Annotated in this window: 27 protein-coding genes; 10 read left to right on the top strand and 17 right to left on the bottom strand. The window is 62.5% G+C overall.

From position 1 onward, the window contains the following. Window positions 1-71 precede the first annotated feature (71 nt). Window positions 72-908, bottom strand: coding sequence for an alpha/beta fold hydrolase (locus tag O7A70_RS26855; protein WP_337143059.1), 837 nt, complete (start codon window positions 906-908; stop codon window positions 72-74). 92 nt (window positions 909-1000) lie between these two features. Here O7A70_RS26855 and O7A70_RS26850 point away from each other — a divergent pair, with 92 nt between their 5' ends. The 3 genes from O7A70_RS26850 to O7A70_RS26840 all read left to right on the top strand — a co-directional run bounded on the left by O7A70_RS26850 (window position 1001) and on the right by O7A70_RS26840 (window position 2428). After that, complete coding sequence (locus O7A70_RS26850) at window positions 1001-1522, top strand: winged helix-turn-helix transcriptional regulator (protein ID WP_337143058.1); 522 nt, start codon at window positions 1001-1003, stop codon at window positions 1520-1522. Window positions 1523-1598: 76 nt separating this feature from the next. Next, a complete protein-coding gene (locus O7A70_RS26845) occupies window positions 1599-1832 on the top strand; it encodes a hypothetical protein (protein WP_135863133.1) in 234 nt (77 codons plus the stop codon). 164 nt (window positions 1833-1996) lie between these two features. Beyond that, window positions 1997-2428 (top strand): GlcG/HbpS family heme-binding protein, encoded by a 432-nt coding sequence (locus tag O7A70_RS26840; protein ID WP_337143057.1) that lies wholly within the window; start codon window positions 1997-1999, stop codon window positions 2426-2428. Between the two features lie 3 nt (window positions 2429-2431). Here O7A70_RS26840 and O7A70_RS26835 read toward each other — a convergent pair whose 3' ends face one another. The 3 genes from O7A70_RS26835 to O7A70_RS26825 all read right to left on the bottom strand — a co-directional run bounded on the left by O7A70_RS26835 (window position 2432) and on the right by O7A70_RS26825 (window position 4170). Next, window positions 2432-2833 (bottom strand): hypothetical protein, encoded by a 402-nt coding sequence (locus O7A70_RS26835; protein ID WP_027141869.1) that lies wholly within the window; start codon window positions 2831-2833, stop codon window positions 2432-2434. Between the two features lie 251 nt (window positions 2834-3084). Next, window positions 3085-3267: a 50S ribosomal protein L32 gene (gene rpmF, locus O7A70_RS26830; RefSeq protein WP_008834724.1), complete on the bottom strand. Its 183-nt coding sequence runs from the start codon at window positions 3265-3267 to the stop codon at window positions 3085-3087. Between the two features lie 141 nt (window positions 3268-3408). Further along, window positions 3409-4170 carry a biosynthetic peptidoglycan transglycosylase gene (locus tag O7A70_RS26825; protein WP_337143056.1) on the bottom strand — a complete coding sequence of 254 codons (762 nt, stop codon included), beginning with the start codon at window positions 4168-4170 and terminating at the stop codon, window positions 3409-3411. A 78-nt stretch (window positions 4171-4248) separates the two neighbouring features. Here O7A70_RS26825 and O7A70_RS26820 point away from each other — a divergent pair, with 78 nt between their 5' ends. Together O7A70_RS26820 and O7A70_RS26815 are read left to right on the top strand one after the other, a co-directional pair. Next, a complete protein-coding gene (locus O7A70_RS26820; protein ID WP_442921215.1) occupies window positions 4249-5166 on the top strand; it encodes a polyprenyl synthetase family protein in 918 nt (305 codons plus the stop codon). A gap of 110 nt (window positions 5167-5276) precedes the next feature. After that, on the top strand, window positions 5277-7616 hold the full coding sequence (locus O7A70_RS26815) for a response regulator (RefSeq protein ID WP_337143054.1): 2340 nt from the start codon (window positions 5277-5279) through the stop codon (window positions 7614-7616). Between the two features lie 15 nt (window positions 7617-7631). Here O7A70_RS26815 and O7A70_RS26810 read toward each other — a convergent pair whose 3' ends face one another. The 4 genes from O7A70_RS26810 to O7A70_RS26795 all read right to left on the bottom strand — a co-directional run bounded on the left by O7A70_RS26810 (window position 7632) and on the right by O7A70_RS26795 (window position 11122). Then, window positions 7632-8384: a Stf0 family sulfotransferase gene (locus tag O7A70_RS26810; protein ID WP_337143053.1), complete on the bottom strand. Its 753-nt coding sequence runs from the start codon at window positions 8382-8384 to the stop codon at window positions 7632-7634. A gap of 95 nt (window positions 8385-8479) precedes the next feature. Further along, complete coding sequence (locus O7A70_RS26805; RefSeq protein ID WP_337143052.1) at window positions 8480-9334, bottom strand: lytic transglycosylase domain-containing protein; 855 nt, start codon at window positions 9332-9334, stop codon at window positions 8480-8482. A gap of 5 nt (window positions 9335-9339) precedes the next feature. Then, on the bottom strand, window positions 9340-10593 hold the full coding sequence (gene ispG / locus O7A70_RS26800) for a flavodoxin-dependent (E)-4-hydroxy-3-methylbut-2-enyl-diphosphate synthase (protein WP_337143139.1): 1254 nt from the start codon (window positions 10591-10593) through the stop codon (window positions 9340-9342). A 349-nt stretch (window positions 10594-10942) separates the two neighbouring features. Continuing rightward, window positions 10943-11122 (bottom strand): YdcH family protein, encoded by a 180-nt coding sequence (locus O7A70_RS26795; protein WP_027141862.1) that lies wholly within the window; start codon window positions 11120-11122, stop codon window positions 10943-10945. 240 nt (window positions 11123-11362) lie between these two features. Here O7A70_RS26795 and O7A70_RS26790 point away from each other — a divergent pair, with 240 nt between their 5' ends. Next, entirely contained in the window at window positions 11363-11566 is a 204-nt protein-coding gene (locus O7A70_RS26790; RefSeq protein ID WP_027141861.1) for a YdcH family protein, read from the top strand. A 14-nt stretch (window positions 11567-11580) separates the two neighbouring features. Here O7A70_RS26790 and O7A70_RS26785 read toward each other — a convergent pair whose 3' ends face one another. The 8 genes from O7A70_RS26785 to O7A70_RS26750 all read right to left on the bottom strand — a co-directional run bounded on the left by O7A70_RS26785 (window position 11581) and on the right by O7A70_RS26750 (window position 19404). Beyond that, entirely contained in the window at window positions 11581-11997 is a 417-nt protein-coding gene (locus O7A70_RS26785) for a hypothetical protein (RefSeq protein ID WP_337143051.1), read from the bottom strand. Between the two features lie 11 nt (window positions 11998-12008). Next, window positions 12009-12431: a metallophosphoesterase gene (locus O7A70_RS26780; protein ID WP_337143050.1), complete on the bottom strand. Its 423-nt coding sequence runs from the start codon at window positions 12429-12431 to the stop codon at window positions 12009-12011. A 56-nt stretch (window positions 12432-12487) separates the two neighbouring features. Then, window positions 12488-13771 carry an ABC transporter substrate-binding protein gene (locus O7A70_RS26775; RefSeq protein WP_337143049.1) on the bottom strand — a complete coding sequence of 428 codons (1284 nt, stop codon included), beginning with the start codon at window positions 13769-13771 and terminating at the stop codon, window positions 12488-12490. A 74-nt stretch (window positions 13772-13845) separates the two neighbouring features. Then, a complete protein-coding gene (locus O7A70_RS26770) occupies window positions 13846-14694 on the bottom strand; it encodes a carbohydrate ABC transporter permease (protein ID WP_442921214.1) in 849 nt (282 codons plus the stop codon). After that, on the bottom strand, window positions 14694-15611 hold the full coding sequence (locus O7A70_RS26765; protein WP_337143048.1) for a carbohydrate ABC transporter permease: 918 nt from the start codon (window positions 15609-15611) through the stop codon (window positions 14694-14696). Before O7A70_RS26765 ends, O7A70_RS26770 begins: the two co-directional genes overlap by 1 nt. Beyond that, the gene (locus O7A70_RS26760; RefSeq protein ID WP_337143047.1) at window positions 15608-16813 is read right to left on the bottom strand and encodes an ABC transporter ATP-binding protein; all 1206 of its coding nucleotides are present in this window, start codon (window positions 16811-16813) and stop codon (window positions 15608-15610) included. The genes O7A70_RS26765 and O7A70_RS26760 overlap by 4 nt, the downstream gene beginning before the upstream one ends. A gap of 166 nt (window positions 16814-16979) precedes the next feature. Further along, window positions 16980-18353, bottom strand: coding sequence for an aminotransferase (locus O7A70_RS26755; RefSeq protein ID WP_337143046.1), 1374 nt, complete (start codon window positions 18351-18353; stop codon window positions 16980-16982). Between the two features lie 220 nt (window positions 18354-18573). Further along, a complete protein-coding gene (locus O7A70_RS26750) occupies window positions 18574-19404 on the bottom strand; it encodes a MurR/RpiR family transcriptional regulator (RefSeq protein ID WP_337143045.1) in 831 nt (276 codons plus the stop codon). Window positions 19405-19651: 247 nt separating this feature from the next. Between O7A70_RS26750 and O7A70_RS26745 the strand changes: the two genes are divergently transcribed. After that, complete coding sequence (locus O7A70_RS26745; protein ID WP_337143044.1) at window positions 19652-20317, top strand: HAD family hydrolase; 666 nt, start codon at window positions 19652-19654, stop codon at window positions 20315-20317. Window positions 20318-20348: 31 nt separating this feature from the next. On the opposite strand, the gene O7A70_RS26740 is transcribed toward O7A70_RS26745, so the two are convergent. Further along, a complete protein-coding gene (locus O7A70_RS26740) occupies window positions 20349-21137 on the bottom strand; it encodes an IclR family transcriptional regulator (protein WP_337143043.1) in 789 nt (262 codons plus the stop codon). Between the two features lie 169 nt (window positions 21138-21306). Here O7A70_RS26740 and O7A70_RS26735 point away from each other — a divergent pair, with 169 nt between their 5' ends. The 3 genes from O7A70_RS26735 to O7A70_RS26725 all read left to right on the top strand — a co-directional run bounded on the left by O7A70_RS26735 (window position 21307) and on the right by O7A70_RS26725 (window position 23528). Continuing rightward, entirely contained in the window at window positions 21307-22137 is an 831-nt protein-coding gene (locus O7A70_RS26735) for a transporter substrate-binding domain-containing protein (RefSeq protein ID WP_010911956.1), read from the top strand. 73 nt (window positions 22138-22210) lie between these two features. Then, window positions 22211-22876: an amino acid ABC transporter permease gene (locus O7A70_RS26730; RefSeq protein ID WP_027141859.1), complete on the top strand. Its 666-nt coding sequence runs from the start codon at window positions 22211-22213 to the stop codon at window positions 22874-22876. A 1-nt stretch (window position 22877) separates the two neighbouring features. Next, a complete protein-coding gene (locus O7A70_RS26725; protein WP_337143042.1) occupies window positions 22878-23528 on the top strand; it encodes an amino acid ABC transporter permease in 651 nt (216 codons plus the stop codon). Window position 23529 lies beyond the last annotated feature (1 nt).

Below are 23529 nucleotides of genomic sequence, written 5' to 3'. Positions count from 1 at the left end.
CTGCGGCAATACTGAATCATCTGCTTAACTATTTCGGTGAGCCTTGCTCATCAAGGCTGACCCGCGAAGTCTCAGCTGGATCGGACGTGCGCGACGATGGCGGCTTCCATGTCAGGCCAGTCATCCGGATGCAGTTCGTGACCGCCGCCTTCGACGCGAAGGAGTTTCGCGCCGGCAACAGCTTGGGCCAGGGCCTCGCCATGCTCGACCGGAAAGATCGGATCCGACGTGCCGTGGATGACCAGCAATGGCGCTTTCATCTCGTGCAGGCGACCCTTCCACTGATCCGTGCCCTTGAGCATGAAATGATTGGTGGCGCTCAGGAAGCCGCCGGACCTTATATAATCCCGTTCGATGAACGCTCTCATCCCCTCCTCGTCGAACGGATGGGTGGTGCTGGCGATTGCCCGCGCATTCCTGACCATGAAATCGATGACCTGGCGGCGGTCCGCCCAATCGACTTTGGCCCCCTCGGCCGAATGCTCCAAATAGGCGTCGGTCGTCCGCGGCAAATGCGAGGTGTCGGTCCCCACGGGCGAACTGCTGATCACCGTCAGCGATGCGACACGGGAGGGGTGCTTGAGCGCGACGAGTTGTGCGATCATGCCACCCATCGACATGCCCGCGACATGCGCCTTGCCGATGCCGTGGCTGTCGAGAACGGCAATTGCGTCCTCGGCCATGTCGTCGAAAGTATAGGGCGGCTGTCCCACCGGATATTTGGTCGACCGGCCGGTATCGCGATTGTCGTAGCGGATCACGTATAGGCCGGCATCCGCCAGCTTCCGGCAAAACGCCTCCGGCCACCAAAGCATGGAGGCCATAGCGCCCATGATAAGCAGCAGTGCCGGATCCGCTGGATCGCCGAAGGTCTCGGATATGATCTCGGGACGGTCTTTGGTTGTCATCTCATGGCCTTCTCATCTGCTTGCATTTTGCAATCGGTTGCACGATAATAAAACCGATACGATAATGCAACCGGTTTTGTGGAGAAAATGGAATGACCCTCGATCGCCGGTCCGGCTGCCCGATCAACCTCTCGCTGGAGGTGTTCGGCGACCGCTGGAGCCTGATCATCCTGCGCGACATGATTTTTGGCGGTAGGCGCCATTTTCGTGAACTGCTCAACGGGTCGATGGAAGGCATTGCCTCTAACATCCTCGCCGACCGGTTGAAGCGGCTGATGGAGCTCGGCATGCTGACCAAGGCGGACGATCCTTCGCACAAGCAGAAGGCGATCTACAGCCTGACCGAGATGGCCATCACGCTGGTGCCCATCCTGGCCCATCTCGGCGCCTGGGGCCGCGTCTGGCTGCCGACCAGCGAGGAACTTTCGATCCGCGCCGAACTCCTGGAAAGGGGCGGACCGCCAATGTGGGAGAAATTCATGGCCGAGTTGCGCCATGAGCACCTCGGCACACCCCTCGATACAGCGCCCGGCCCCTCTGTCCGCGCGACGCTGCGGGCCGCCTATGAAGCGGTCGTTGCCGAAAAGGGCCTCAACGCCAGCCCGGCCGCCTGACCAACTATTTTCCCCGTTGAAAGGCCGGCTCTGCTACAAGGGACGGAAATCACACGTGACGGGATTGGATAGGCTCTTGGTTGAGAACTCTAGGGACACTGCCCGCGCGCGTGCCGATCTGCGCTTCAAGAAGCAGGAGGAGGCGGCGACGGTCCGTCAGAAGGCCATGGCCGAATACGTCGCCGAGAGCGACGCCCGCAAGGCCAAGACCGACAAGCTGCGAGCGCTGCGGCTCGCCAAGGAAGCCGAAGATCTAGCCAACACGCCTGCCGCCCCTGCCAAGAAGCCGGCCCGCGCCAAGAAAAAGTAACGCCCCGCCTTTCCGCCAATTCCTCGCCTTGAATCGAGCGGTCGTGACGCCGTCGGACCGGAGTGCCTTGATCCCGCGGCTTCACAGGAAGCAATTTCAACCGAAACCGGGATTGCCTCGTCCGGCTGGCCGTCGATGATTGGGCTGTTCAGCAGGAGATCGCCATGACCGTGCTATCGCTCGAAAAGGCCGCCGAGATCATCAACGCCGCTTTCGCCAGGGGCGCCGATCTCAAGCTCAAGCCGCTCGGCGTCTCGGTGCTCGACGCCGGCGGGCACCTGGTCGCCTTCCAGCGCCAGGACGGCGCTTCGTTCCTGCGCCCGCAAATGTCGGCAGGCAAGGCCTATGGCGCGCTGGCCATCGGCATGGGTTCGCGCAAGGTCGAGGCCTTCGCCAAGGAACGTCCGCATCTGGTTGCCGGCATTTCCGACGTGTCGGGGGGACGCGTGCTGCCGGTCGTCGGCGGCGTGCTGATCCGCGACAAATCCGGCGCCATCATCGGCGCCGTCGGTATTTCCGGCGACACATCAGACAATGACGAGGCAGCCGCGATTGCCGGCATTGAAGCCGCCGGCTTCACCGCTGACCCGGGCTGAGCCTCAATTCAAATTGATGTCGCGGCTGGCCGACCGCATCGACACCGCGAACCCGGCCAGCACGTCGAACAGCGCGATGATCATCAGCGTGAAGAAGATGGAGTGGGCGGCACCCTTCACCAGCAGGAACTCGACCAGGAAAGCGACGAAGACAAGCGTCGACAGGAGATGGTCCATGATCGAGGCCGTGGTCGTGCGCGCCGACTTCACCATTTCGAGGAACAGGAAGATCAACCCGATCAGCACGATCAGGTCGCCGAGCGTCATCGAGAACACCCCGCCCGACATCATGCGGAACGAGAATATCTCGCTCGCCCACGGATCGTCGCCGCCGCCGAAAATACCGAGCAGGCCGAGATTGTAGAGCACGAAAGGCACGATCAAAAGCGGGACGGCACCGAACATCTGGCGTCTCCATATGGGGGCACCTTCTGTAGAATGCTCCACAGGCACGGCGTCAAGATTTTTCGTGCACGGCCGCAAACACGGTCGAAGACCGGACGCAACAACCATGTCAGCCGTTTGCCCGGCCGACATGAAAAAACGAGAGACGAAAACTCGGCGCTTGAGGTAGCCGGCGCGCACGCCGCACCAAACGCAAAAAGACCAGCCAGAGGCCGGTCTTTTGCAACTCTAACCTTCGAAAAAAGCTGGACTCAGCTTTCCTTGGGCGTCAGCACCTGGCGACCACGGTACATGCCGGTCTTCAGGTCGATGTGGTGCGGGCGGCGCATTTCGCCGGAATTCTTGTCCTCGACATAGGTCGGGGCCTTTAGGGCGTCGGCCGAGCGGCGCATGCCGCGCTTGGACGGAGAGGTTTTGCGTTTCGGAACGGCCATGGATATGCTCCACTACATGGTCAAAAGCCCCGCCCGCCCTCGTGAAAGGGCCATGTCGGGGCCTAAATCTGAGAAAGTCGGGTGCCTATACACGCCTGACACCGTTTTGGCCAGCACTGCGGTGAATCTTTTTTGTACCGGCTAGTCCAGACAGCCGACATAAGCGCCTGAGCGCCCGGCGCGCCGCTCGATCAGGTTGGCAAGCCGTCTGAGGCCCGGTCCGGGTTTTGCCGGATTGCGGGCGATCGGGTTTGGCAGAGTGACGGCGAGAAGGGCCGCCTGCCGGCGCGACAACTGCTTTGCGGAAATGCCGAAATGGTGCTGCGCCGCCGCCTCGATGCCGTAGATGCCCGGCCCCCATTCGGCGATGTTGAGATAGATCTCCATGATGCGCCGTTTCGACATCACCGCGTCGAAATAGACGGCCAGCGGCAGTTCGACGACCTTGCGCACGCTGCCCAGCGGCCGTGACCAGAGGAAGAGGTTCTTCACCGTCTGCATGGTGATGGTCGAGGCGCCGCGCGTCGCCTCGCCGGCCAGCGCATCGTCGACGACGCCCCTGAGCTCGCCGAGATCGACGCCGCGGTGGAAACAGAACTGCCCATCCTCCGACATGATGACCGAATGGGCGAGCACGGGTGCCACGTCATCAATGGAAACCCAGCGCCGGTCGTAGCCGGAGAAGGTTGCAAGGTCCTTCAGCATCAGCGTCGATACCGGATGCACGAAGAACGGCAGGTAGAGAAAGGTCAGCACCACCGGGATAAGCGCCAGCACGGCGGCCACGACGATGCCGCGCCGGACCCAGCGTCTGAGACTGCGACGGTTCAAGCCTCGCGATCTCGTCGCCATGTCCAGCTTTTCGGTCTCATGATCGACGATCGGTTCCGCCAAGCCGCCCAACCCGTACTTCTCCTTGCTCCGGCATAATGGCGCTTGCCTTCTTGCGCAACGTCTGAGTGTCGGCTACCGGTCCCGGCCATGACGAATGAGGGCGAAATGGCGTTCGAAATGGCGCTCATCAGGCGCGCGGCCGCCGTCGAGGTGATGCTGCGTCGGCTGCTCGACGACCGCCCGCTATCGGGCGAGATCGCGCGGCCCGATCGCCTGATGGCGGCGATGCGGCATGGCGTACTGAACGGCGGCAAGCGCCTTCGCCCCTTCCTGGTCATGGAAAGCGCGGCACTGTTTTCCGCCGATGGTGAAGCGGCACTGCGCGTCGCGGCGGCACTCGAATGCGTGCATTGCTATTCGCTGATCCATGATGACCTGCCGGCAATGGACGATGATGACCTGCGCCGCGGCCAGCCGACCGTGCACAAGGCCTTCGACGAGGCCACCGCCATCCTGGCCGGCGACGCACTGCTGACGCTCGCCTTCGATATCCTCGCCGGCGAAGCGACCGCGCTGCCGGCGGAGCGGCGGGCTGCGCTGGTGCTGGCGCTGGCCCGCGCCGCCGGGGCCGGCGGCATGGTGGGCGGCCAGAAGCTTGATCTCGAAGCCGAGCTGGTGCGACCGGATGAGGCCGGCATCATCCGGCTGCAGGCGATGAAGACCGGCGCCTTGATCCGCTTCGCCTGCGAGGCGGGTGCAATCCTGGCCGGCGCACAGTCCGATGACCGGGAAAGGCTGGCCGAGTTCGGGTCGGCGATCGGCCTTGCCTTCCAGCTCGCCGACGACCTGCTGGATCTGACGGCCGACGCCAGGCAGATGGGCAAGGCGACCGGCAAGGATGCCGCCGCGGGCAAGGGGACGCTGGTTGCCTTGCACGGCGCGGATTGGGCGCGCAGGCAGCTCGACGGTCTTGTCGGCCAGGCGCACGCGCTGCTCGAACCCTATGGCGAAAAGGCGGCCCTGCTGAAGGCCGCCGCGACCTTCGTGGCAACCCGCAACAGCTGACGGAAGGCCCATATCGGGTTGCACATTGCACCTGTGGTTGTGCCAACGAAATCTTAATGTAAATGAAGCGTAATCCCAATTCTTAGAATGCGTATGTGTTGGGGTTGCGCATGCCGGAATATTCTTCTTTCATCCGGTCCGTCCGGATACGTTATCTTTCAGGATTGTTGGTTTTCGCGCTGGCTTCGGCCGCCATCATGGGTGCGCTCAATCGCGTCAATTCCTTGCGGCATGAGATCGATGCGCTGAGCAGCAATCTCGTCGTTTTCACCCGCGACCTGCGCAACGCCACGAGCTTCGCCGAGACAACCAGTTCCGCCTGGCGGATCGAGACGCGCGATGCGCTGACGGCTTCGGCGCGCGATCATTCCGAGCGTCTGACCAGCGAGATCGAGGCACTGACCGCCCAGTTCGCGGCGATACGTCAGCGCCTGTCGGCCAAGACCGTCAACGAACTGGCAGCCGCTTCCGTCAACGGCGATCTGTTCTGGTCGCCGCGTGACATGGTTCGCAATTTCAATCTGATGTCGGTGGCGCAAAAGACCGATGAATGGAGCCCTCGCGAAATCCGCAACCAGAACGACCTTTTCGTTCAGCCCATGCTGGTGCGTGTCCGCACCGCGATGGACGAGGAACGCCATCTGGCGGACGCCTCCAGCGACCGGCTGCTTTTGTGGGCGAGCGGCCTGTTGTTCGCCGTCCTGGCCATCGTCGCCTTCTGGATCTTCCGGCCGATGGAACAAGCGATCCGCCGCGCCTTTGCCCAGTCGGCCGAATCCTTGTTCAAGGCAGAGGCCGCCGACCGCGCCAAGTCGGAATTCCTGGCCAATATGAGCCACGAGATCCGCACGCCGATGAACGGCGTGCTCGGCATGGCCGAATTGCTGGCCAAGACCGAGTTGAACCCGCGCCAGAAGACCTTCACCGACGTCATCGTCAAATCAGGCAACGCGCTTCTCACCATCATCAACGACATTCTCGATTTCTCGAAGATCAATGCTGGGCAGCTGACGCTCGATCCTGCCCCCTTCCGCCTCTCGGAAGCGGTGGAGGATGTGGCGACGCTTGTGTCGGCGCGCGTCGCCGAGAAGAACCTGGAACTTATCGTGCGCGTCGACCCCAGGCTGCCGGCCTATGTCGTCGGCGACGCCGGCCGCTTTCGGCAGATCGTCACCAACCTGGTCGGCAATGCGGTCAAATTCACCGAGAAGGGCCATGTGCTGATCGATGTCGGCGGTGAAACCGTCAACGACGTGGTCCAGCTCAAGCTGCGCGTCGAGGACACCGGCATCGGCATCCCGGCCGAGAAATTGCAGAACGTGTTCGAGAAGTTCGCCCAGGTCGATGGCTCCTCGACCCGTCGTCACGAAGGCACCGGCCTTGGGCTCGCCATCGCCGCCCGTCTCGTCGACCTGATGGCCGGCAAGATCGGCGTCGAGAGCGAGATCGGCCGCGGCTCCGTCTTCTGGTTCGCCGTGCCGCTGCCGGTCCACCGCGCCGAGGCGCGCGATGCTATCGTGCCGGTGGACGTCACTGGCGCGCGCGTGCTGGTCATCGATGACAATCCGGTCAACCGCGAGATCCTGCTCGAACAGCTCAGAAGCTGGAGCTTCGACTGCGCCGCCGCCGAAAGCGGCGCGGTTGGCCTCGCCTTCCTCGATCGCGCCTGCCAACTCGGCGCCAGCGTCGACTGTATCATCCTCGACTATCAGATGCCCGGCATGAACGGCGCCGATGTCGCCCGGGCCATCGCCGCGGACAGCCGGCTGTCCGCCATCCCGGTCGTTATCCTGACCTCGGTCGACCAGGTCGATTTCGGCAAGATGATCATCGACTTCGGCATATCGGCGCATCTGACCAAGCCGGCCCGGTCGGCGGTCCTGCTCGGCACGGTCATCTCGGTCATCCAGAAGGCGCGCTCGCAGGTCGGCAAGGCGCAGTTCATCCGCGAGCCGGTCCATCCGATGCCCCAGGCGACTCCGCCGGCCTTCACGGTTATCCGTGGCCCGGCCGTACCGGTCGCGGCAGTGCCAGAATCGAATGCCGCGCCGAACAGCCCGATCGACATCCTCATCGCCGAGGACAACGACGTGAACCAGATGGTGTTCGGCCAGATCCTCAATGGGCTCGGCCTGAGCTATCGCATCGCCGGCAATGGTCGCACCGCGGTCGAAATGTACCGGTCGCTGCACCCGAGGCTGGTTCTGATGGACGTCTCGATGCCGGAAATGAACGGCTACGAGGCGACACGCGCCATTCGGACGATCGAAGCTTCGTCGGGCGGTCACATCCCGATCATCGGCGTCACCGCGCATGCGCTGAAGGGCGACCGCGACAAGTGCATCGAGGCCGGCATGGACGACTATCTGCCCAAGCCCGTTTCGCCCGATCGCCTCGGCGCCAAGATCGGCACCTGGCTCAGCGAGACGGTGGTGGCCAAGACGGCCTGACCACCCATCAACGCCTCAGACGGCTGCGTCCAGATGAAAGCGGCGCATCCAGTCCAGGCTTGTCTCGTCGGCGAGCTTGGCGACGCCGGGCCTGACATGCCGGGCATCCGGTGCCCGGGCGCCCAGGGCTTCGCAGATGCGCAGCAGTGCCACGGCCGGCTCGGCGGCAAGGTGCTCATAGCCGATCCGCAATGGCGCTATGCCCTGTTGCGCGAACCAGATGTTCCAGGCGCCATCATGGGCTTCCAATTCTTCGACCTCACCCTTGATGCGCTCGAAATCATAGTGAGGTTCCCTAGAAGGCCCTACCCTTTCGATTTCGGTTCCGTCGGGGGCGATATGCCAAAGACCGGTTTGCCGGGCTTTGACCAGGGAGACGGCCTGCGCGAGCTTGTTTTCGCGCGACAGGTGTATGTAGAGGACACGGCCAAAAGCCCTCTCGAAACGCGCTTTGTCCGACGCGAGCTCCGGAAAAATCCCGTCGAGTCTCGCTGAAAGTTCGCCCAGGTTCTCCCGCATCAGGCGCAAACCGAAGATTTCAGTATCGCCCTTGCCTGCACCGATCGCCGCATTGAGATAGGCAAGCTGGAATTCAAGCTCGCCCATCGTGTCGCGAGCGGGCAGTCCCCAGTGCTCAGCCCACTCCGACACATCCTGCCGCCGGTAGAATGAGTGGGGATCGCCGGTCGTTCCGGTGGCCGCCAGCAGCTTGCACAGCAGGGTGCTGCCGGTTCTGGGCGTGCCGCAGATGATGTATCCGTCGAACATGGGCGCTCGCGATGACAGGGCTGCTGCCCAAGGAGAGATGGTGGCCGCTATAGCTGAAATTGTTGCTGGATGCGACGGGCGCCGTCTTCAGATCTTTACCGGTTGCGCACCACCACGCAGGCGCCACCGACGCTTTGCAGTTTCTGGCAGATGACATTGGCCGCAGTTCGGTCGTCGATCCCGATCCTGACGGCGTAGATGCCGCGCCGGCCAATCGGCGTGCGCACCCGGCTCACCACCGGATCATGCCCGGCAAGCAGGGCCGGAAAACGGCCCCGCACCCTGAGCCATTGGCTGATCGCGGCGCTGCGGCGGAAATTGCCCGCCACCTGGACGCCCCATGGCTTGATGTTGATCGAGGCCATCGCCACCGTTCTCGACATGATCACCGGCAGCTTGCGGCAGGCGACCGCGAAATCCAGCTTGCCATCGAGTGGCTCGACTTTTCCGGCATAGGCCCGGTCCGTGAACTTGTCGACCGGCTCGCCCATCACGTCGAAGACATAGCTTTCCGTCTCCATCGGCAGGAAGCCACCGGAATTCAGCCAGCGCGACACCCGGCTCTCACCGGCATTGTAGGCGGCGGCAGCCAGGCCGAGATTGCCATAGCTGGTCTTCATTTCGGCGAGATATCTAGCCGACGCCGGGATCGCCTGGTTAATATCGAAGGAATTTTCCAGCCCCCGCATCTTCGCGGTGCCCGGCATGAACTGGGCGATGCCCTCGGCGCCGACGGGACTGACGGCATTGGGATCGAACCGGCTTTCCTTCCAGATGAGGCGGGCGAAGAAGTCCCGGGGGAGACTGTTCTGGTCGGCATGCGCCTGGATCAGGTTGCAGACCTTGTCGATCAGCCGCTGCTTGGCCGATTGCGGCGGGTCGGCCTGGGCAAGCGTCGACCAGGCCATGCCGCACAGGAAAATCAGCGTCGCCCAGGGGAAACGCCGCATCTGGCTTACTCTGCCGCGGCCTTGCCGCCCTGACCGAACCTCTGTTCGATATAGTCGGCGACCATTTTCTCAAAATCCGCCGCGATCGACGGCCCGCGCAGCGTCGCCGCCTTCTTGCCGTCGACGAAGACGGGCGCGGTCGGCGTCTCGCCGGTGCCGGGCAGCGAAATGCCGATATCGGCATGCTTGGACTCACCCGGGCCGTTGACGATGCATCCCATCACCGCGACCTTGAGGTTCTCGACGCCCGGGTATTTCTCACGCCACACCGGCATGTTCTTGCGCAGGTCCGCCTGGATGTTCTGCGCCAGTTCCTGGAACACGGTGGAGGTGGTGCGGCCACAGCCGGGGCAGGCCGCGACGATCGGCACGAACTGCCGGAAGCCCATGGTCTGCAGCAGTTCCTGCGACACCTGCACCTCGCGGGTGCGGTCGCCGTTGGGCTCCGGCGTCAGCGAGATGCGGATGGTATCGCCGATGCCTTGCTGCAGGAGGATGCCCATCGCGGCGGAAGAAGCAACGATGCCTTTGGAGCCCATGCCGGCTTCGGTGAGGCCGAGATGCAGCGCGTGATTGGAGCGGGTGGCGAGTTCGGTGTAGACGGCGATCAGGTCCTGCACGCCACTGACCTTGGCCGAAAGGATGATTTTTTCGCGGCTAAGGCCAATCTCTTCGGCCATCTCGGCCGACAGGATCGCCGACTGCACGATCGCCTCGCGCGTGACTTCCTGCGCGGTCAAGGGGGACCCCTTGTCCTGGTTGTCGTCCATCAGCCGGGTCAACAGTTCCTGGTCGAGCGAGCCCCAGTTGACGCCGATGCGTACCGGCTTGTCGTGCTTGATCGCCATTTCGACGATATCGGTGAACTGCCGGTCCTTCTTGTCCTTGAAGCCGACATTGCCGGGATTGATGCGGTACTTGGCCAGCGCCTCGGCGCACGCCGGATGGTCGGCCAAAAGCTTGTGGCCGATATAGTGGAAGTCGCCGACCAGCGGCACATCGATGCCGAGCCGCAACAGTCGCTCGTGGATACGCGGCACGGCGGCCGCACTCTGGTCGCGATCGACGGTGATGCGCACGATTTCGGAACCGGCGCGGTGCAGCGCCGCGACTTGCGCGACCGTCTGGTCGATATCGGCCGTGTCGGTATTGGTCATCGATTGCACGACGACGGGCGCGCCGCCGCCGACGACCACACCGCCGACATCGACGCCGACCGAGGTGCGGCGGGGGAAGGGAAAGGAAAAATATCCGGTCATGCCGGCAGCCTTTTGTCTCTGGAGCGCCATGCGTCTCTCTGGAGCGCTATGCGTCTCTCTGAAGCCCGTGCGTCCGCTGGACGCACAAGCCGGGTCCGATGCGCTGAAGTCCGGGCATGAGGTGGAGGAGCAAAGATGGCTTGTCAATGGCGACAGGTCGCCACTGGCAGCAATTGATCCCGCCGGGGACCTGAAACAGCACGCCGACCTGAAGGCGGCCGGGCACAAATGAGCGTGAAGGATATTAGCTTCGACTTATGGAAGCGCTGAAATTAAAACCACTGCACCGGCGGCAGGCGCCGCCGGCAAGGAAGACCGCCAGTGGTGAGCGGACTATGTCAGGTGAGCGTCAATGCGAGGTTGGTTGCGCCCTCAGTTTCTCAATCGCATCCTTGAGTGCCAGCTTGCGTCGCTTGAGATTTACGATGTCGAGATCGTCGACCGACGGGTGATTCATCGCGTCATCGATTTCGCGTTCGATGTCGCCGTGTTTCCGCTGCAACTCATCAAGATGGGATGCAAGAGACATGATTGGTTCTCCCTTTCATGGTTTCCTCGATTGCAGCCGTCAAAGGCACGTCCACCGCAGGTCGCATCTGTGACGGCACAATGACAGTGTGCCACCATCAGGCAGCGATGTCGAATGCTGCGTGGTAGCATTCCACGACAACGTGAAATGTGATATGGGCTGCGCGCCGGTGGCAGAAGTTGCCGCCCCCGCCCAACCAGGCCCAGTATTTGGGCGCCGCAGACGTGCAGACGGTAGAGAATGTCCGATCAGGAACAGGCCGATACTCGCCTCGAATTTTCCCGGCTGAAGCAGGAACACGCCGATTTCGATGCCGCGATCAACGCGATGATCGCCATGAATTGCGACCCGCTGCAGATCCAGCGCATGAAAAAGAAGAAGCTGGCCCTCAAGGACCGGCTGATGAAACTGGAAGACAAGATCATTCCAGACATCATCGCCTGAGACGGAACCCGCCGTCACTTTCGGGCCCATTGCACTTCCGGCTTGAGCAACTCGATCCGGCCAGGTCCGCCATCATCGTCGGCATATTCACGTGCAACGATCATGTCCGCGACCTCCATGGAATGGGCGAGGATGCGGCCGCCCTCCACGAGCACGACCTCGTAGGATGGCGGCCGATCGACGTAACGGGTGGACATTCCCTCGAACAGAGGGTGGATCGGATGGCAGGTTCCGCGCGTTGCCGAGAAGGACCTGCCGCTTGACCAGCCATAAGCCGTGAGATGCACGTGGCCGAAGGCCACATGCTTCACCTGAGGATGACGGTCGAGGAGCGTTTCCAGCTCATCGCCATTTCGCAATAGCATTTCCCGGAAATAGTCGACGCCGAGCGGGAATGGCGGGTGGTGCAGAAAGAGGATCGTCGGCGCCACCGGATGACCGCTCAACTCGGCCGCCAGCCAGGCGAGCCGGATGAACAGAGAAAACCCGCGCTCGGCCTCGCCTCATCGAGCGTGTCGAGCAGGATCAGACGCTCAGGACCAAGCGCAACGGCCGCCTGGACAAAGCCGTTGCCATCGTCATGGCTTTCGGGGAAGACACGGCGAAACGCCTGCCGGTTGTCATGATTGCCGAGCATCAGCCGGACCGGAATGGAAAGGTCGGCCAGCAGCCTCCGCAGCCGTCCGTAGGAGGCCTCGTCCCCACGGTCGGCAAGATCGCCGTTGATGATGACGAGATCGGCATCGCCATGTTCGCTGTTCAGGGCCGCTATCACGGACTGAAGACGGGCGGCGGGATCGAAGCCGACTACACGCTCCCCGGCCGGGCACATATAGATATCGGAAAGGTGGATGATTTTGCTCAAGGGCAACTCCGCGTCGAAAGGGGCGCGCAGGCCAACTGACCCGCGCGCTTGCCAGGTCAGTTCGTCGACTTTGCCAGCCGCGCGGTCACTTCCACCAGTCCGGCCAATCCGGCCTCCGGCGTCACTTCGCCGCGCATCACCTGCGAGAGCACGGCCTTCTGTTCGTCCCAGATGCGCGGCCCGGAACTGCCGGGGTAGCCGAACCAGGGCTTGGCGATCGGCCATTGGCCGAGGCTCGTCGTCCAGTCCTTATGCTCGGCGTAGAAGTTGCCGAGATAGCCCGGCTTCACCGTCTCGAGATTGGTCGGCATGTAACCGGAGCCCAAAACGACGATCTTCTGGCCTGCCGGGCCGGTGACGAACTTGACGAACTCCCAGGCCGCTTTCTGCTTCGCCGGATCCGTGGCGGTAATGACGGCCCCACTGCCGCCGACAGGCAAGCCGCCGGCACCCTTCAGCGGCGCCGGATAGGGGGCGGTCGCGAAATGGAATTTACCTCCGATTGCGTCGCCCATGACACGCACTTCAGCCGTCGAGCCGATATAAATGCCGAGCTTGCCCGCGGCAAATTGCTGGATGGCCTGATCCTCATCGAGGAAAGGCATCCTGGTCTCGGTGACAAAGCGCCGGATCAGCGTCACCGCGCTTTTGCCGCTGTCATCGCCAAAGGCAACGGCGGTTTTGTCGGGATTCATGATCTGCCCGCCTGAATTCAGGATTAGCGCCTGCCAGAGCCAGTCGTCGCCCCATTCGTTGACGGCATAGGACATGCCGTCCGCGGCGCCCGCGTCGGAAATCTTCTCCGCCGCGCCGATGATGCCCTCCCAGGTCCTCAGCACCTCCTCGTTTGCGCCCACGGAAGCGAGGAGGTCCTTGTTGTAGTAGATGATCGGTGTCGATGCGGTGAGTGGGATCGCCCACTGCTTGCCATCCACCTGGCCCAGGTTGAGGATCGCGTCCGAGTAATTGGCCTTGACCCAGTCGGCGCCTTCAGCCGTCAGCAGCGGCGAGAGATCGGAGATCTCGCTTTTGGCCGCGAGCGCGTGAACGAGTTCGCCAAGGTAATTGTAGCCGGAATAGTAGACGTCAGGCAGGTTGCCGGTGACCGCCGAGCGCAGGATGCGCTGCTGGCCATCCGTGTAACTCGCCGCCGGCGCCAGATAGTTGATCTTGATGTCGGGGTGCTCTTTCATGAAGGCTTCGGCCAGCGGATCGTGAAAGCGTTTGTGCGAAGGCCAGGCATACTGGACGTTGAGGGTGACCGTTTCGGCCATACCGGGCGCCGGCGCGATGAACGCGGCAAGACAGGCCGCGGCAAGATATTTCAACCATCTGGGCATGACGGATCGTCTCCTGATTTCGTGTTGGAGTTGGGCAAGGCGGGGCTGCGGCCGCGCGGGTGGAAATGTTCAGTTCAACGCAGGCCGGTCATGGCGAGGCCCCGTATGAAATGGCGTTGAGCAACGAGAAAGACGGCCATGACCGGCGCAACGGTCACGATCGCCCCGGCCATCAGGGCGCCGTAGTCCGTGCCTATGTCGCCGTCGCGGAAAAACAGCATGCCGAGCGGCGGCGTTGCCATGGTCTGCGAGGAAACGACGATCAGCGGCCAGTAGAGATCGTTCCAGTGCGCGGTTATCGAGAAGATGGCAAAGGCGGCAATGACGGGCTTGGCGCTCGGCACGACGAGTTTCAGCAGGATTTCGATTTCGCTGAAACCGTCGAGGCGCGCCGCCTGGATGATTTCGTCCGGGAAGGACTTGAAACGCTGCCGCAGCAAGAAGATCGCGAACGGCGAGAGGATGAAGGGAAAGATGAGCGCGAAATAGCTGTCGAGGGCATTGAGCGACGCCAGCGCAATGTAGATCGGCAGCATCGGCACCTGAATGGGGACGCAAAGCGCCGAGACGACCATCGCAAACAACACCCTATTGCCGCGAAACCGGAATTTCGCCAGCGCGTAGGCGCAGGGGACGGCGACCGCCAACTGCAGCACAAGCAGGGACGCTACGACGACGACCCCATTGAAAAGGAAGCGCGCCATCGGCACCGTCTGGAACGCGCGCCGGAAATTCTCGACCACGATGCCGGGATCGTGCGGCAGGCCGAACGGGTCGGAAAAGATGTCGGCCGGGGCCCGGGTGACGGTGAGAAGCATCCAGGCATAAGGCATCAGGACGATGGCGGCCGCCGCCATCAGCAGCGTGTTGGCGCCGATGGCTCCGGCGATATGCCGCGAGGGTGGGATTGCCCGCGCGCCCATCAGTAGTGAATCCTTTTGTCGGCAAACAGGATCTGGATCATCGAGAAGACGACGATAAACACCAGGAACAGCACGGACAGTGCCGCGGCATAGCCCATGTTCGTGTACTGATAGGCCTCGAGATAGATCTTGTAGAGCAAGGTCTCGGTCGAACCGGCGGGACCGCCTTGTGTCAGCGCGGCAACTGAATCGAAGACCTGGAAAGCGGTGATGGTCGTGGTGACCGTCACGAAGAGCAGCGTCGGCGCCAGCATCGGCATGGTGACCCGCAGGAACCTGTCCCAGCCCCTCGTCATCCCGTCCAGTTCAGCAGCCTCGTAGATGTCGGTTGGGACCGAGGCAAGCCCCGCCAGCGTCAGTATCGTCGTCTGACCGACCAGCTGCCACGCCCCGATGACGGCGAGCGTGGCGAGCGCGGTCGTCGGGTCGGTCAGGAAATCGACCCTTCCCAGCCCGAGCGCCACAAGCCAGTCATTGATCGGCCCGATGCGGCCGTGCAGCAGGAACTGCCAGACGATGGCCATGGCGATGAAGGTGCTGGTGGCCGGCAGGAAAAACACGACTTCGTAGACATTGCGCAGCGTCCTCCGCTGCTGGATGAGAAGCGCAAGTACAAGACCGAGGCCGACCGAAAGCGGTACCGTGATCGCGATATAGGCGGCGGTATGGAGCACCGCGCCGAAAGCCCTGCGGTCGCGAAAGATCTCCGTATAATTGTCGAGGCCAATGAAGGCCCAATGGCTGGCCGCCAGGCTGTAATCCGTGAAACTCATGCCAAAGACGATGAGCAAAGGGGCAATGACCAACACCGCGAGCAGCATCGCGGCCGGCATGGCGAGCACCCAGCCTTGGATAGCCTGGGAACGGTCTGTCCCGGCGTGTACGACGCGACGCGATGGCAGGGCCATGGCTGTCATGCGCGTTTGTTCCCGAGCAGCGCCAGGCGCGGGGCGCAGGCTCCACGGGCGGATGAGCGCAGGCGGGACCCGTTCGCGTCGAAGACCTTGGCCTGTGCCGCGTCGAAGCCGACACAGACCCTGCCATCGGCGGGCGGCGAGAAACCATTCAGCATCTCGCCAGTCAGCCGGGCGACCAGCCGGAATCGTTGCGGACCATCGACCACTACACGGATCAAGGCTTCGTGCCCGACCTGTTCGATATGGTCGATGCTGGCGCGCCACGGCAGGGAAGGGTCAGCTCCTGAAATCGGCGCCACGCGCATATCCTCCGGGCGCACGCCGATCTCGGCGGCCTCAGGCTGGTCCGGAGACAGCGACGCGGCCAGCCTGTGCCCGAGGCAAAGGATGTGGCCCCCGTCCACGGTCTGGCATGGCAGCAGATTGATTTCCGGCGTGCCGAGAAACCTGGCGACGGCAATATGGTGCGGATCGTGGAAAACCTCGAGCGGCGTGCCGACCTGCATGACCCGCCCGTCCATCATCACCACAATTCTGTCGGCCATGGTCATGGCTTCCGTCTGGTCGTGCGTGACATAGATCGTAGTGATGCCAAGCCGTCGCTGCAGATCGGTCAGTTCGGCGCGCATTTGTGACCTGAGCACCGCGTCCAGGCTGGACAGCGGCTCGTCCATCAGGAACAGACGCGGCTGCCTGATGATGGCCCGGCCAATGGCCACGCGCTGTTTCTGGCCACCTGACAATTGTCCCGGCTTGCGGTCGAGCAGCGCCTCGATGTGCAGGAGCGACGCCACGCGCTCCACCTCGCCGGCGATCTCGGCACGGATCGTCCGGGTGCCCCGGAAAAACGCTCCGACCAGCGGCTGGCGTTGTGAAAAGGATAGCCGCCGCATGATCAGCGGTGCCGCCAGGTTTTGGCGCACCGACATGTGCGGATAGAGCGCGAAGCTCTGGAACACCATGGCTATGTCGCGCCGGCTCGGCGGGATTCCGAGCAGGCTCTGACCGTCCCGCGTGATGTCGCCTTGGCTCGGCTGCTCGAAACCCGCCAGCAATCTAAGCAAGGTCGACTTGCCGCAGCCGGAGGGTCCGAGCAGGCACAGGAACTCTCCAGCTTTGACGGCCAGATCGAGATCCCGGAGCACCTCGACGCTGGCGAAGCGCTTTGCAAGTCCCTTGATCTCCAGGCTGGCCGGCTTCACGCGCTGCTTCCTTCATGTCGGCGAAAACCGGGCGTGTAAACACTGGGCTTTCTCATCGGATAATGATGGAGTAACGCTTCATTTTTATGACAAAAAATATGGAGATTTACTCCGCGATACGCCGCTGTGGGGCATGGATGCGACGCGGAGACGAACCCGGGCCGTCTCACAGCAACTGCCCTTGCAACTGCTTCAGGCTCTTCCACGTGCGTTCGGCAATCTCATCGATATCGTTTTCGTCGACGATGAGAGGCGGCGAGAAGCCGAGCACGTCTCCCATGCAGCGAACCACGAGACCGTTCTCATAAGCCAGGCGATCGAACGAAAGGCCCGCCTTGAAGGCTGGCGCGAAAGGCTGGCGGGTAGCTTTGTCCGCGACGATCTCGATGCCGAGCATGAGACCCGCCCCCCTGACCTCGCCAATGATTGGTGAGTCGCGGGCCATCTCCTCAAAATGGCCGTGAAGACGCGCGCCCATCCGACGGACATGCTCGACCACATCCATCTCCTCGTAGATCCGGATCGCCTCCGAGGCGACGGCCACGCCGACGGGATGTCCGGAATTGGTAAAACCATGACCAAAGCTGCCGCCCGCTTTGTTGAACTCCCGCACTGCCTCATAAATCGCCGGGGCCATGACAACCGCGGAGATCGGGAAGTAGGCGGAGGACAGGCCTTTCGCCAGCGCCATCATGTCGGGTTTCATACCGACGGTCTCCTTGCCGAACCAGTTGCCGGTGCGTCCAAAGCCGCAGACAATCTCGTCGTCGAGGCAAAGAACGTCGTATCTGTCGAGCACCTCCTGGATCCGGGCGAAATAGCCTCGCGGCGGCACGATGATGCCGCCGCCCGCTTGAATAGGCTCGGCGATGAAAGCAGCGATCGTGTCCGGTCCTTCGCGCAGGATCATGCGTCCGAGTTCGTGGGCGAGCCGTTCCCCGAATTCCGCCTCGCTCTCGTCCGGGTACATGCCGCGATAGGGTGAGGGGCAGAGCGTGTGAAGAAAGCCTGGCAAGGGCAGCCCGAACTCCCGATGCATGAAGTCGAGGCCGCACATAGACGCGGCGGCTATGGTGGAGCCATGGAAGGCACGGTCCCGGGCGATCACCTTGCGCTTGGTCGGCTTGCCGCGAACGGAATGATAAACCCACGCGAGCTTGACCATGGTCTCGTTCGCTTCCGATCCCGAGGTCGCGAAATAGGCCTTGCCATTCTCGATCCCGGTCAACTCGACCAGCCTTTCGGCAAGGCCGGCCACAGCGTCGGACGTGCGCTGGAAAAAGGTGTGATAGAAGCCGAGTTCGGCATATTGCCGGCCAGCTGCCGCCGCCAGCCGCTTGTTGGAGAAGCCGAGCGACGCACACCAAAGACCCGCCATGGCATCGATATAGGCCTTGCCGCCACCATCGTAGATACGCACCCCCTCCCCTCGTGCGACGGCGAGCGGCCCGCCTTCCTCCAGAAGCTGAGGATTGGTCTGGGAGTGGAGATGGAAAGCGACATCGCGCCTTGCGGTCTGGCTCGACTGAATGAGAAGCATCGGGGCACCCGGCTTGTCAGAGTTGCATTTCGGCAGAGGGCTCAAGCCGCTCATCGATTTCCACGGGGAAGCGCCATCTGATACGGAGCGTAACTCCGAATTTTGGATTGCGCAATGGAGTTTTGCTCCATTCTTGAGAAAACGTCATGATAACCCCGCGAAGGGCTATCGAGCGTTGATCTGGAGATTGGTCCCCTCGATAGACCGAGGGCAACAGAGCCTATCTGGAAGGGCTGGCAAAGGCCGACAGTGCTTCGGCGACATAGACGGCCCGCGGCACGGCGTTGATATAGCCGCCATAGGCCGGAATGTTTAGCCGCGCCATCAGCAGGACCGCATCGGCGGTCCTGGCAAGATCGCTCCTGGAGTGACAGGTGACGGCAACCGTATAGGCGCCCGCCGATCGGGCCGAACGCAGGAACTCTACGGTGTTTGCCGTCACGCCGGATTCCGAAATGGCAATGGCCGCGGCGCGGGCGTCCAGCCCGTTGGCCACTTCATTGGCGAGCGTGATATCGCGGATCGCGTGGGCATTCAGGCCGGCACGCAACAGCCTGTAAGCGAAGAGTTCGGCGATGATCCCCGAAACGCCGGAGCCGAAAACATCGATCCTCACGGTCTTGCCCAGTCGCCGGCCGACACGTTCGATCTCGGAGAGATCGATCCCGTCGACGGTATGGTCGATGGAACGCGCCAGTTCGTGCCCCATCGCAATCACCGGATGCTGTTCATCCCCCGCCGCCTGGACGCCGGCGGTTCGTCGAATGGCCAGTTGGCCGGCAAGCGCCAGCTTGAATTCCGAAAAACCCTCGAACCCCGCTATATGGCATAGTCGCACGATGCTGGCTTCGCCCGTCTTGGTGAATTTGCTGAGTTCTTTCAGCGAATAGCGAACCACCTTCTCCGGATTTTCGACGATGTAGACGGCCGCTCGCGCCAGCGCCGTCGGCAGATCGCCAATCCTCGCCTCCAGCCGATCCAGCGGACCCTGGTCCGGCGCGGTCCGATCGCGCCGTTGTGTCGAATCGGGAATAGCCAAGTCTTCGCTCATGACGTCTTCTATCCCAGGCTGCGTGCCCTTGTGCAAATTTCTGGTGAAACCGGCCACCCTGTTCCGCGCCGGGATCGCCTGCCGCCGTCTCCGGCCCGCCGAACATACTGTGAAAAGGATTTTCACTCCATAGTGTTTACACGTGTGGAGTTTTACTCCATACATGTAAACACGCTCGACTCTCCTGGCCGGCAGCGATCAATCGCAGAAGTTTGCCGGCAAATAAATCGGATTCCAAGGACTGCACATGTCGATTGAGCTTGTCATTTGCGATTGCGACGGCGTGCTCGTCGATAGCGAAATCATCGCCTGTCGCGTTGACGCCGAAGAACTCGGCCAGCGCGGATTTCCCGACTACACACTTGAAATCGTGCTTCGACGGTTTGCCGGGATGTCCCAGCACGACATGATCGCTTCGATCGAGAAAGAGACCGGCCTCACCATCGGCGGCGACTTCGCCAGAGCCGTCGAAAGGCGTGTTCAGGAGGCCATCAGCACGGACTTGCAGGCACTTCCCGGTGCTGCCGAGGTGATCGGCTCGCTTGCCCTGCGAAAGTGCGTCGCCTCGAGCAGTCGGCCAGACAAGCTCGATCTGGCTCTTTCGGTGACGGGCCTGAGGAAATATTTCGATCCCTACATCTTCAGTTCCGTCCTGGTGGACAGGGGCAAGCCGGCTCCCGACCTGTTCTTTTATGCCGCCGCGCAAATGGGCGTGCCGCCGCAGCGCGCCTGCGTGATCGAAGACAGCATCGCAGGCGTGACCGCGGCGATCGCGGCGGGAATGCCGGTTGTCGGATTTGTCGGCGGGTCGCACTGCTCAAGCCAGCATGCCGACAGCTTGCTGGCGCTTGGCGCGGCCGCCATCGTCTCCCACTGGAGCGAAATCCCCGATGTTATCGGAAGGTTGAACTGAGCGATCGGTTCGGCCGGACAGCGCCTGGCGCCTACCCCCCAATCGAAAGCCCGGCGGCGCGGCCGCGCAGCAGGCCGATGAGATCGGCGGTCCGCTCCTCCGACGTGTCGATCGGAACCACCAGGCACATCGTTGCCTCGACCTTGCCTGGCGCTGAAAAGACCGGCACGGCGAGGCATTTCGTATAGGCGTCGACCAGACCCGAGGTGACGCAGTAGCCGGTCACCCCTGCCTTTGCGATGTCGGCGATGAAATCCTCGAGCCGCAGCTTGCGGCCGTCGGGCAGCACGAGATCGTCGTCCGACACCATGGCCTCGATCGCCGCTCTATCCAACCCCGCAAGCAGCAGGCGGCCCGAGGCGGTCCAGGGCAGCGGTATCTGCAGGCCGGTGGCCGAACTGATGCGGAACGGCCTGGTGCCGGGGCTGGAATGGACGATCGTGTAACGGCCGCTCTGCAGCATGCACAGTTCCGAGGTCTCGCCGGTCTCGCGCGACAGATGATCGACCTCCTGGCGCCCGCGTCGCAACAGGTCGTTGCCGCGCACATAGTCCATTCCGTAGAGGTAGAGCTTCTTGCCGAAATAGACGCGGTTGCCATCGCCGGCCATTTCCAGCAGCCCGGCATCGACCAGGAACCGCACCAGCGTGTAGGTGGTCGAACGCGGCGCATTGACCCCCTTGGCGAGATCGCCAATGCCGATCGCACGCTGCGTCGTGTGAAGAAATTCCAGGATCTCCAGCACCCGGTTGAGACCCTTTTCACGGGAGCCCGGCGTCTTCTCGTCGGCTGAAACAGCCAAAACACTACCATCTTGCATTGTCGATTCCCGGTGTTAGTATCTGTCTTGTACAGGATACATGCGTCTCTTGTAAGAGACAATCTTTGATAATCGCTGTCGCGTGCATGGCCTGTGCATGGGGAACACAACACGAAAGGAGGTCGCCGTGAACGACACATCCGGAAGACGTGATTTTCTGAAATTGGGAATGGCGGGACTTGCGACGGCAGGCGTTCTGGCAACCGTCGATGCGCAGAAGGCCGCAGCGCAAGCCGCATCCGACAGCCTGCTGCGCACCGTGCTCGACCGCGGCAAGCTGATTGTCGGCACCGGCAGCACCAACGCACCGTGGCATTTCGAGAACGATGCCGGCGAACTGGTCGGCATGGACATCACCATGGGCCGCATCCTCGCCAAGGGCCTTTTCGACGATCCGACCAAGGTCGAGTTCGTCATGCAGGATCCGGCGCAGCGCATTCCCAACGTCACCACCAACAAGGTCGACATAACGATCCAGTTCATGACCATGACGGCCCAGCGCTCGCAGCTGATCAACTTCTCCCGACCCTATTATGTCGAGGGCGTTGCCTTGCTGACGCTGCCGACCGCCGAGAACAAGACCTTCGACAAGCTGCTCGCCGGCGGTTCGGCGACCCGCATTTCCATCCTGCAGAATGTCGACGCCGAAAGCTCGGTCCACTACGCTCTGCCACAGGCGCAAGTGCTGCAGATCGACACCCAGGCCAACGTGCTGCAGGCTCTTGAATCCAAGCGCGCCGACGCTGCCGCTGTCGACCTGTCCACCGTTCGCTGGCTCGCCTCGCGCAATCCCGACAAGTATTTTGATGCCGGCAAGAGCTGGTATTCGATGCTTTACGGCGCAGCACTTCGGCAAGGCGATCTCGACTGGCTGACCTTCGTCAACCAGACCTTCACCATCGCCATGTTCGGCCATGAATCAGCGCTCTACGACGCAGCCTTCAAGGACTATTTCGGCCAGGAACCGCCGGCGCGTCACCCCGGCTTCCCGGTCATCTGATCCCGGATTGCGGAAGGGCGGCATTCCAGTCCTTCCGCAATCGACTCGACGCCCTTCACACCGAGGCGGATGCATGGGCTATGCCCTCAATTTCAACCTGATCTGGCGGCATTTCGACAAGCTCTGGGGCGGCCTGCTGCTCAGCCTCGAACTTGCCGTGATCTCGATCGCCATCGGCGTCGTCATCGGCCTGGTGCTCGCGGTCTGGTATGTCTCGGCCGGACGCGTGGTGCGGGCGGTGATCGCGGCTTATGTCGAATTCATCCGCAACGTGCCGCTGATCCTGCTGGTCTATCTCGTCTTCTACGGCCTGCCGACCGTGGTCGACCTGGCCTACAGCGCACCAACCTCATTTGTGTTGACCCTGTCGGTCTATAGCGGCGCCTATCTGGTCGAGGTGTTTCGCTCGGGCCTCGAGGCTGTCCCGCGCGGACAGCTCGACGCCGGCAAGGCGATCGGCCTGACGCCTTGGCAAAGGCTGCTTCATGTGCGCCTGCCGACCATGCTGCGCATCACGCTGCCGGCCCTCTCCAACACCTTCATTTCGCTGTTCAAGGACACCTCGATCGCCTCGGTCATCTCGGTGCCGGAACTCACCTTCGGCGCCCAGTGGATCAACTTCAACACCTTCCGCATCGTCGAGGTCTACCTAGTCACCACCGCCATGTATCTGGTGACGGGCTACATCATGCTTTTTGGACTGCGGCTCGTGGAGCGCCGGTTCAGGGCGGCGCGCTGACATGCCGGGCCAGATCCTCTACGCACTGCCCTTCCTTGCCGCAGGCTTCGCCGTGACCTTGTGGGTCTCGCTGCTGGTCGTGGTTCTGTCGCTCATCGCCGGCGTCCTGCTGGGCGTTGGCCTGGTCTATGGACCAATGCCGCTGCGCTGGGCGGTGCGCATCTTCTCGGACACCATTCGCGGCATTCCGATCCTGGTGCTGATGTTCTTCGTCTATTACGGCCTGCCCGCGATCGGGCTGCATCTGCCGTCGTTCTGGGCCGCGGTTTCCGCGCTCACTCTGTTCAAGACGGCGCAGGTCATCGAGTATCTCAGGGGCGCGGTCGGCTCGATCCCGAAGGGACAGTCCGAGGCCGCGATGGCGATCGGGCTGACCTTTCGCCAACGGCTCACCTACGTCATCTTTCCGCAGGCCTTCAGGCGCTTCCTGCCGCCCTGGATCAATGGGGTCACCGACGCGGTCAAGGGCAGCGCACTGGTGTCGCTGCTCGGCATCACCGACTTGATGCAGGCCATCAACCAGGTCATCGGCCGTACCTATGAAGCGATGCCGCTCTATATACTGGGCGCGCTCATCTATTTCGCGGTCAACTACGCACTCTCGCTCGCCAGCCGGCGGCTCGAGCGGCGTTTCTCCTTCATCCGGGAATAGC

The sequence above is a fragment of the Mesorhizobium sp. Cs1299R1N1 genome (genome assembly GCF_037179655.1).
In the GTDB taxonomy this organism is placed as follows: Bacteria; Pseudomonadota; Alphaproteobacteria; order Rhizobiales; family Rhizobiaceae; genus Mesorhizobium; species Mesorhizobium salmacidum.
This window is presented reverse-complemented; position numbering and strand designations above follow the sequence as displayed.

Excerpts from the sequence above, each read along its gene's own strand:
- O7A70_RS26810 (WP_337143053.1), bottom strand. The coding sequence starts at position 8,384 with ATGTTCGACGGATACATCATCTGCGGCACGCCCAGAACCGGCAGCACC.
- O7A70_RS26740 (WP_337143043.1), bottom strand. The coding sequence starts at position 21,137 with ATGCAAGATGGTAGTGTTTTGGCTGTTTCAGCCGACGAGAAGACGCCG.
- O7A70_RS26735 (WP_010911956.1), top strand. The coding sequence starts at position 21,307 with ATGGCGGGACTTGCGACGGCAGGCGTTCTGGCAACCGTCGATGCGCAG.
- O7A70_RS26750 (WP_337143045.1), bottom strand. The coding sequence starts at position 19,404 with ATGAGCGAAGACTTGGCTATTCCCGATTCGACACAACGGCGCGATCGG.
- O7A70_RS26790 (WP_027141861.1), top strand. The coding sequence starts at position 11,363 with ATGTCCGATCAGGAACAGGCCGATACTCGCCTCGAATTTTCCCGGCTG.
- O7A70_RS26815 (WP_337143054.1), top strand. The coding sequence starts at position 5,277 with ATGCCGGAATATTCTTCTTTCATCCGGTCCGTCCGGATACGTTATCTT.
- O7A70_RS26755 (WP_337143046.1), bottom strand. The coding sequence starts at position 18,353 with ATGCTTCTCATTCAGTCGAGCCAGACCGCAAGGCGCGATGTCGCTTTC.
- O7A70_RS26730 (WP_027141859.1), top strand. The coding sequence starts at position 22,211 with ATGGGCTATGCCCTCAATTTCAACCTGATCTGGCGGCATTTCGACAAG.
- O7A70_RS26850 (WP_337143058.1), top strand. The coding sequence starts at position 1,001 with ATGACCCTCGATCGCCGGTCCGGCTGCCCGATCAACCTCTCGCTGGAG.
- O7A70_RS26765 (WP_337143048.1), bottom strand. The coding sequence starts at position 15,611 with ATGACAGCCATGGCCCTGCCATCGCGTCGCGTCGTACACGCCGGGACA.
- O7A70_RS26775 (WP_337143049.1), bottom strand. The coding sequence starts at position 13,771 with ATGCCCAGATGGTTGAAATATCTTGCCGCGGCCTGTCTTGCCGCGTTC.
- O7A70_RS26835 (WP_027141869.1), bottom strand. The coding sequence starts at position 2,833 with ATGTTCGGTGCCGTCCCGCTTTTGATCGTGCCTTTCGTGCTCTACAAT.
- O7A70_RS26805 (WP_337143052.1), bottom strand. The coding sequence starts at position 9,334 with ATGCGGCGTTTCCCCTGGGCGACGCTGATTTTCCTGTGCGGCATGGCC.
- O7A70_RS26855 (WP_337143059.1), bottom strand. The coding sequence starts at position 908 with ATGACAACCAAAGACCGTCCCGAGATCATATCCGAGACCTTCGGCGAT.
- ispG (WP_337143139.1), bottom strand. The coding sequence starts at position 10,593 with ATGACCGGATATTTTTCCTTTCCCTTCCCCCGCCGCACCTCGGTCGGC.
- O7A70_RS26820 (WP_442921215.1), top strand. The coding sequence starts at position 4,249 with ATGACGAATGAGGGCGAAATGGCGTTCGAAATGGCGCTCATCAGGCGC.
- O7A70_RS26795 (WP_027141862.1), bottom strand. The coding sequence starts at position 11,122 with ATGTCTCTTGCATCCCATCTTGATGAGTTGCAGCGGAAACACGGCGAC.
- O7A70_RS26840 (WP_337143057.1), top strand. The coding sequence starts at position 1,997 with ATGACCGTGCTATCGCTCGAAAAGGCCGCCGAGATCATCAACGCCGCT.
- O7A70_RS26745 (WP_337143044.1), top strand. The coding sequence starts at position 19,652 with ATGTCGATTGAGCTTGTCATTTGCGATTGCGACGGCGTGCTCGTCGAT.
- O7A70_RS26770 (WP_442921214.1), bottom strand. The coding sequence starts at position 14,694 with ATGGGCGCGCGGGCAATCCCACCCTCGCGGCATATCGCCGGAGCCATC.
- rpmF (WP_008834724.1), bottom strand. The coding sequence starts at position 3,267 with ATGGCCGTTCCGAAACGCAAAACCTCTCCGTCCAAGCGCGGCATGCGC.
- O7A70_RS26725 (WP_337143042.1), top strand. The coding sequence starts at position 22,878 with ATGCCGGGCCAGATCCTCTACGCACTGCCCTTCCTTGCCGCAGGCTTC.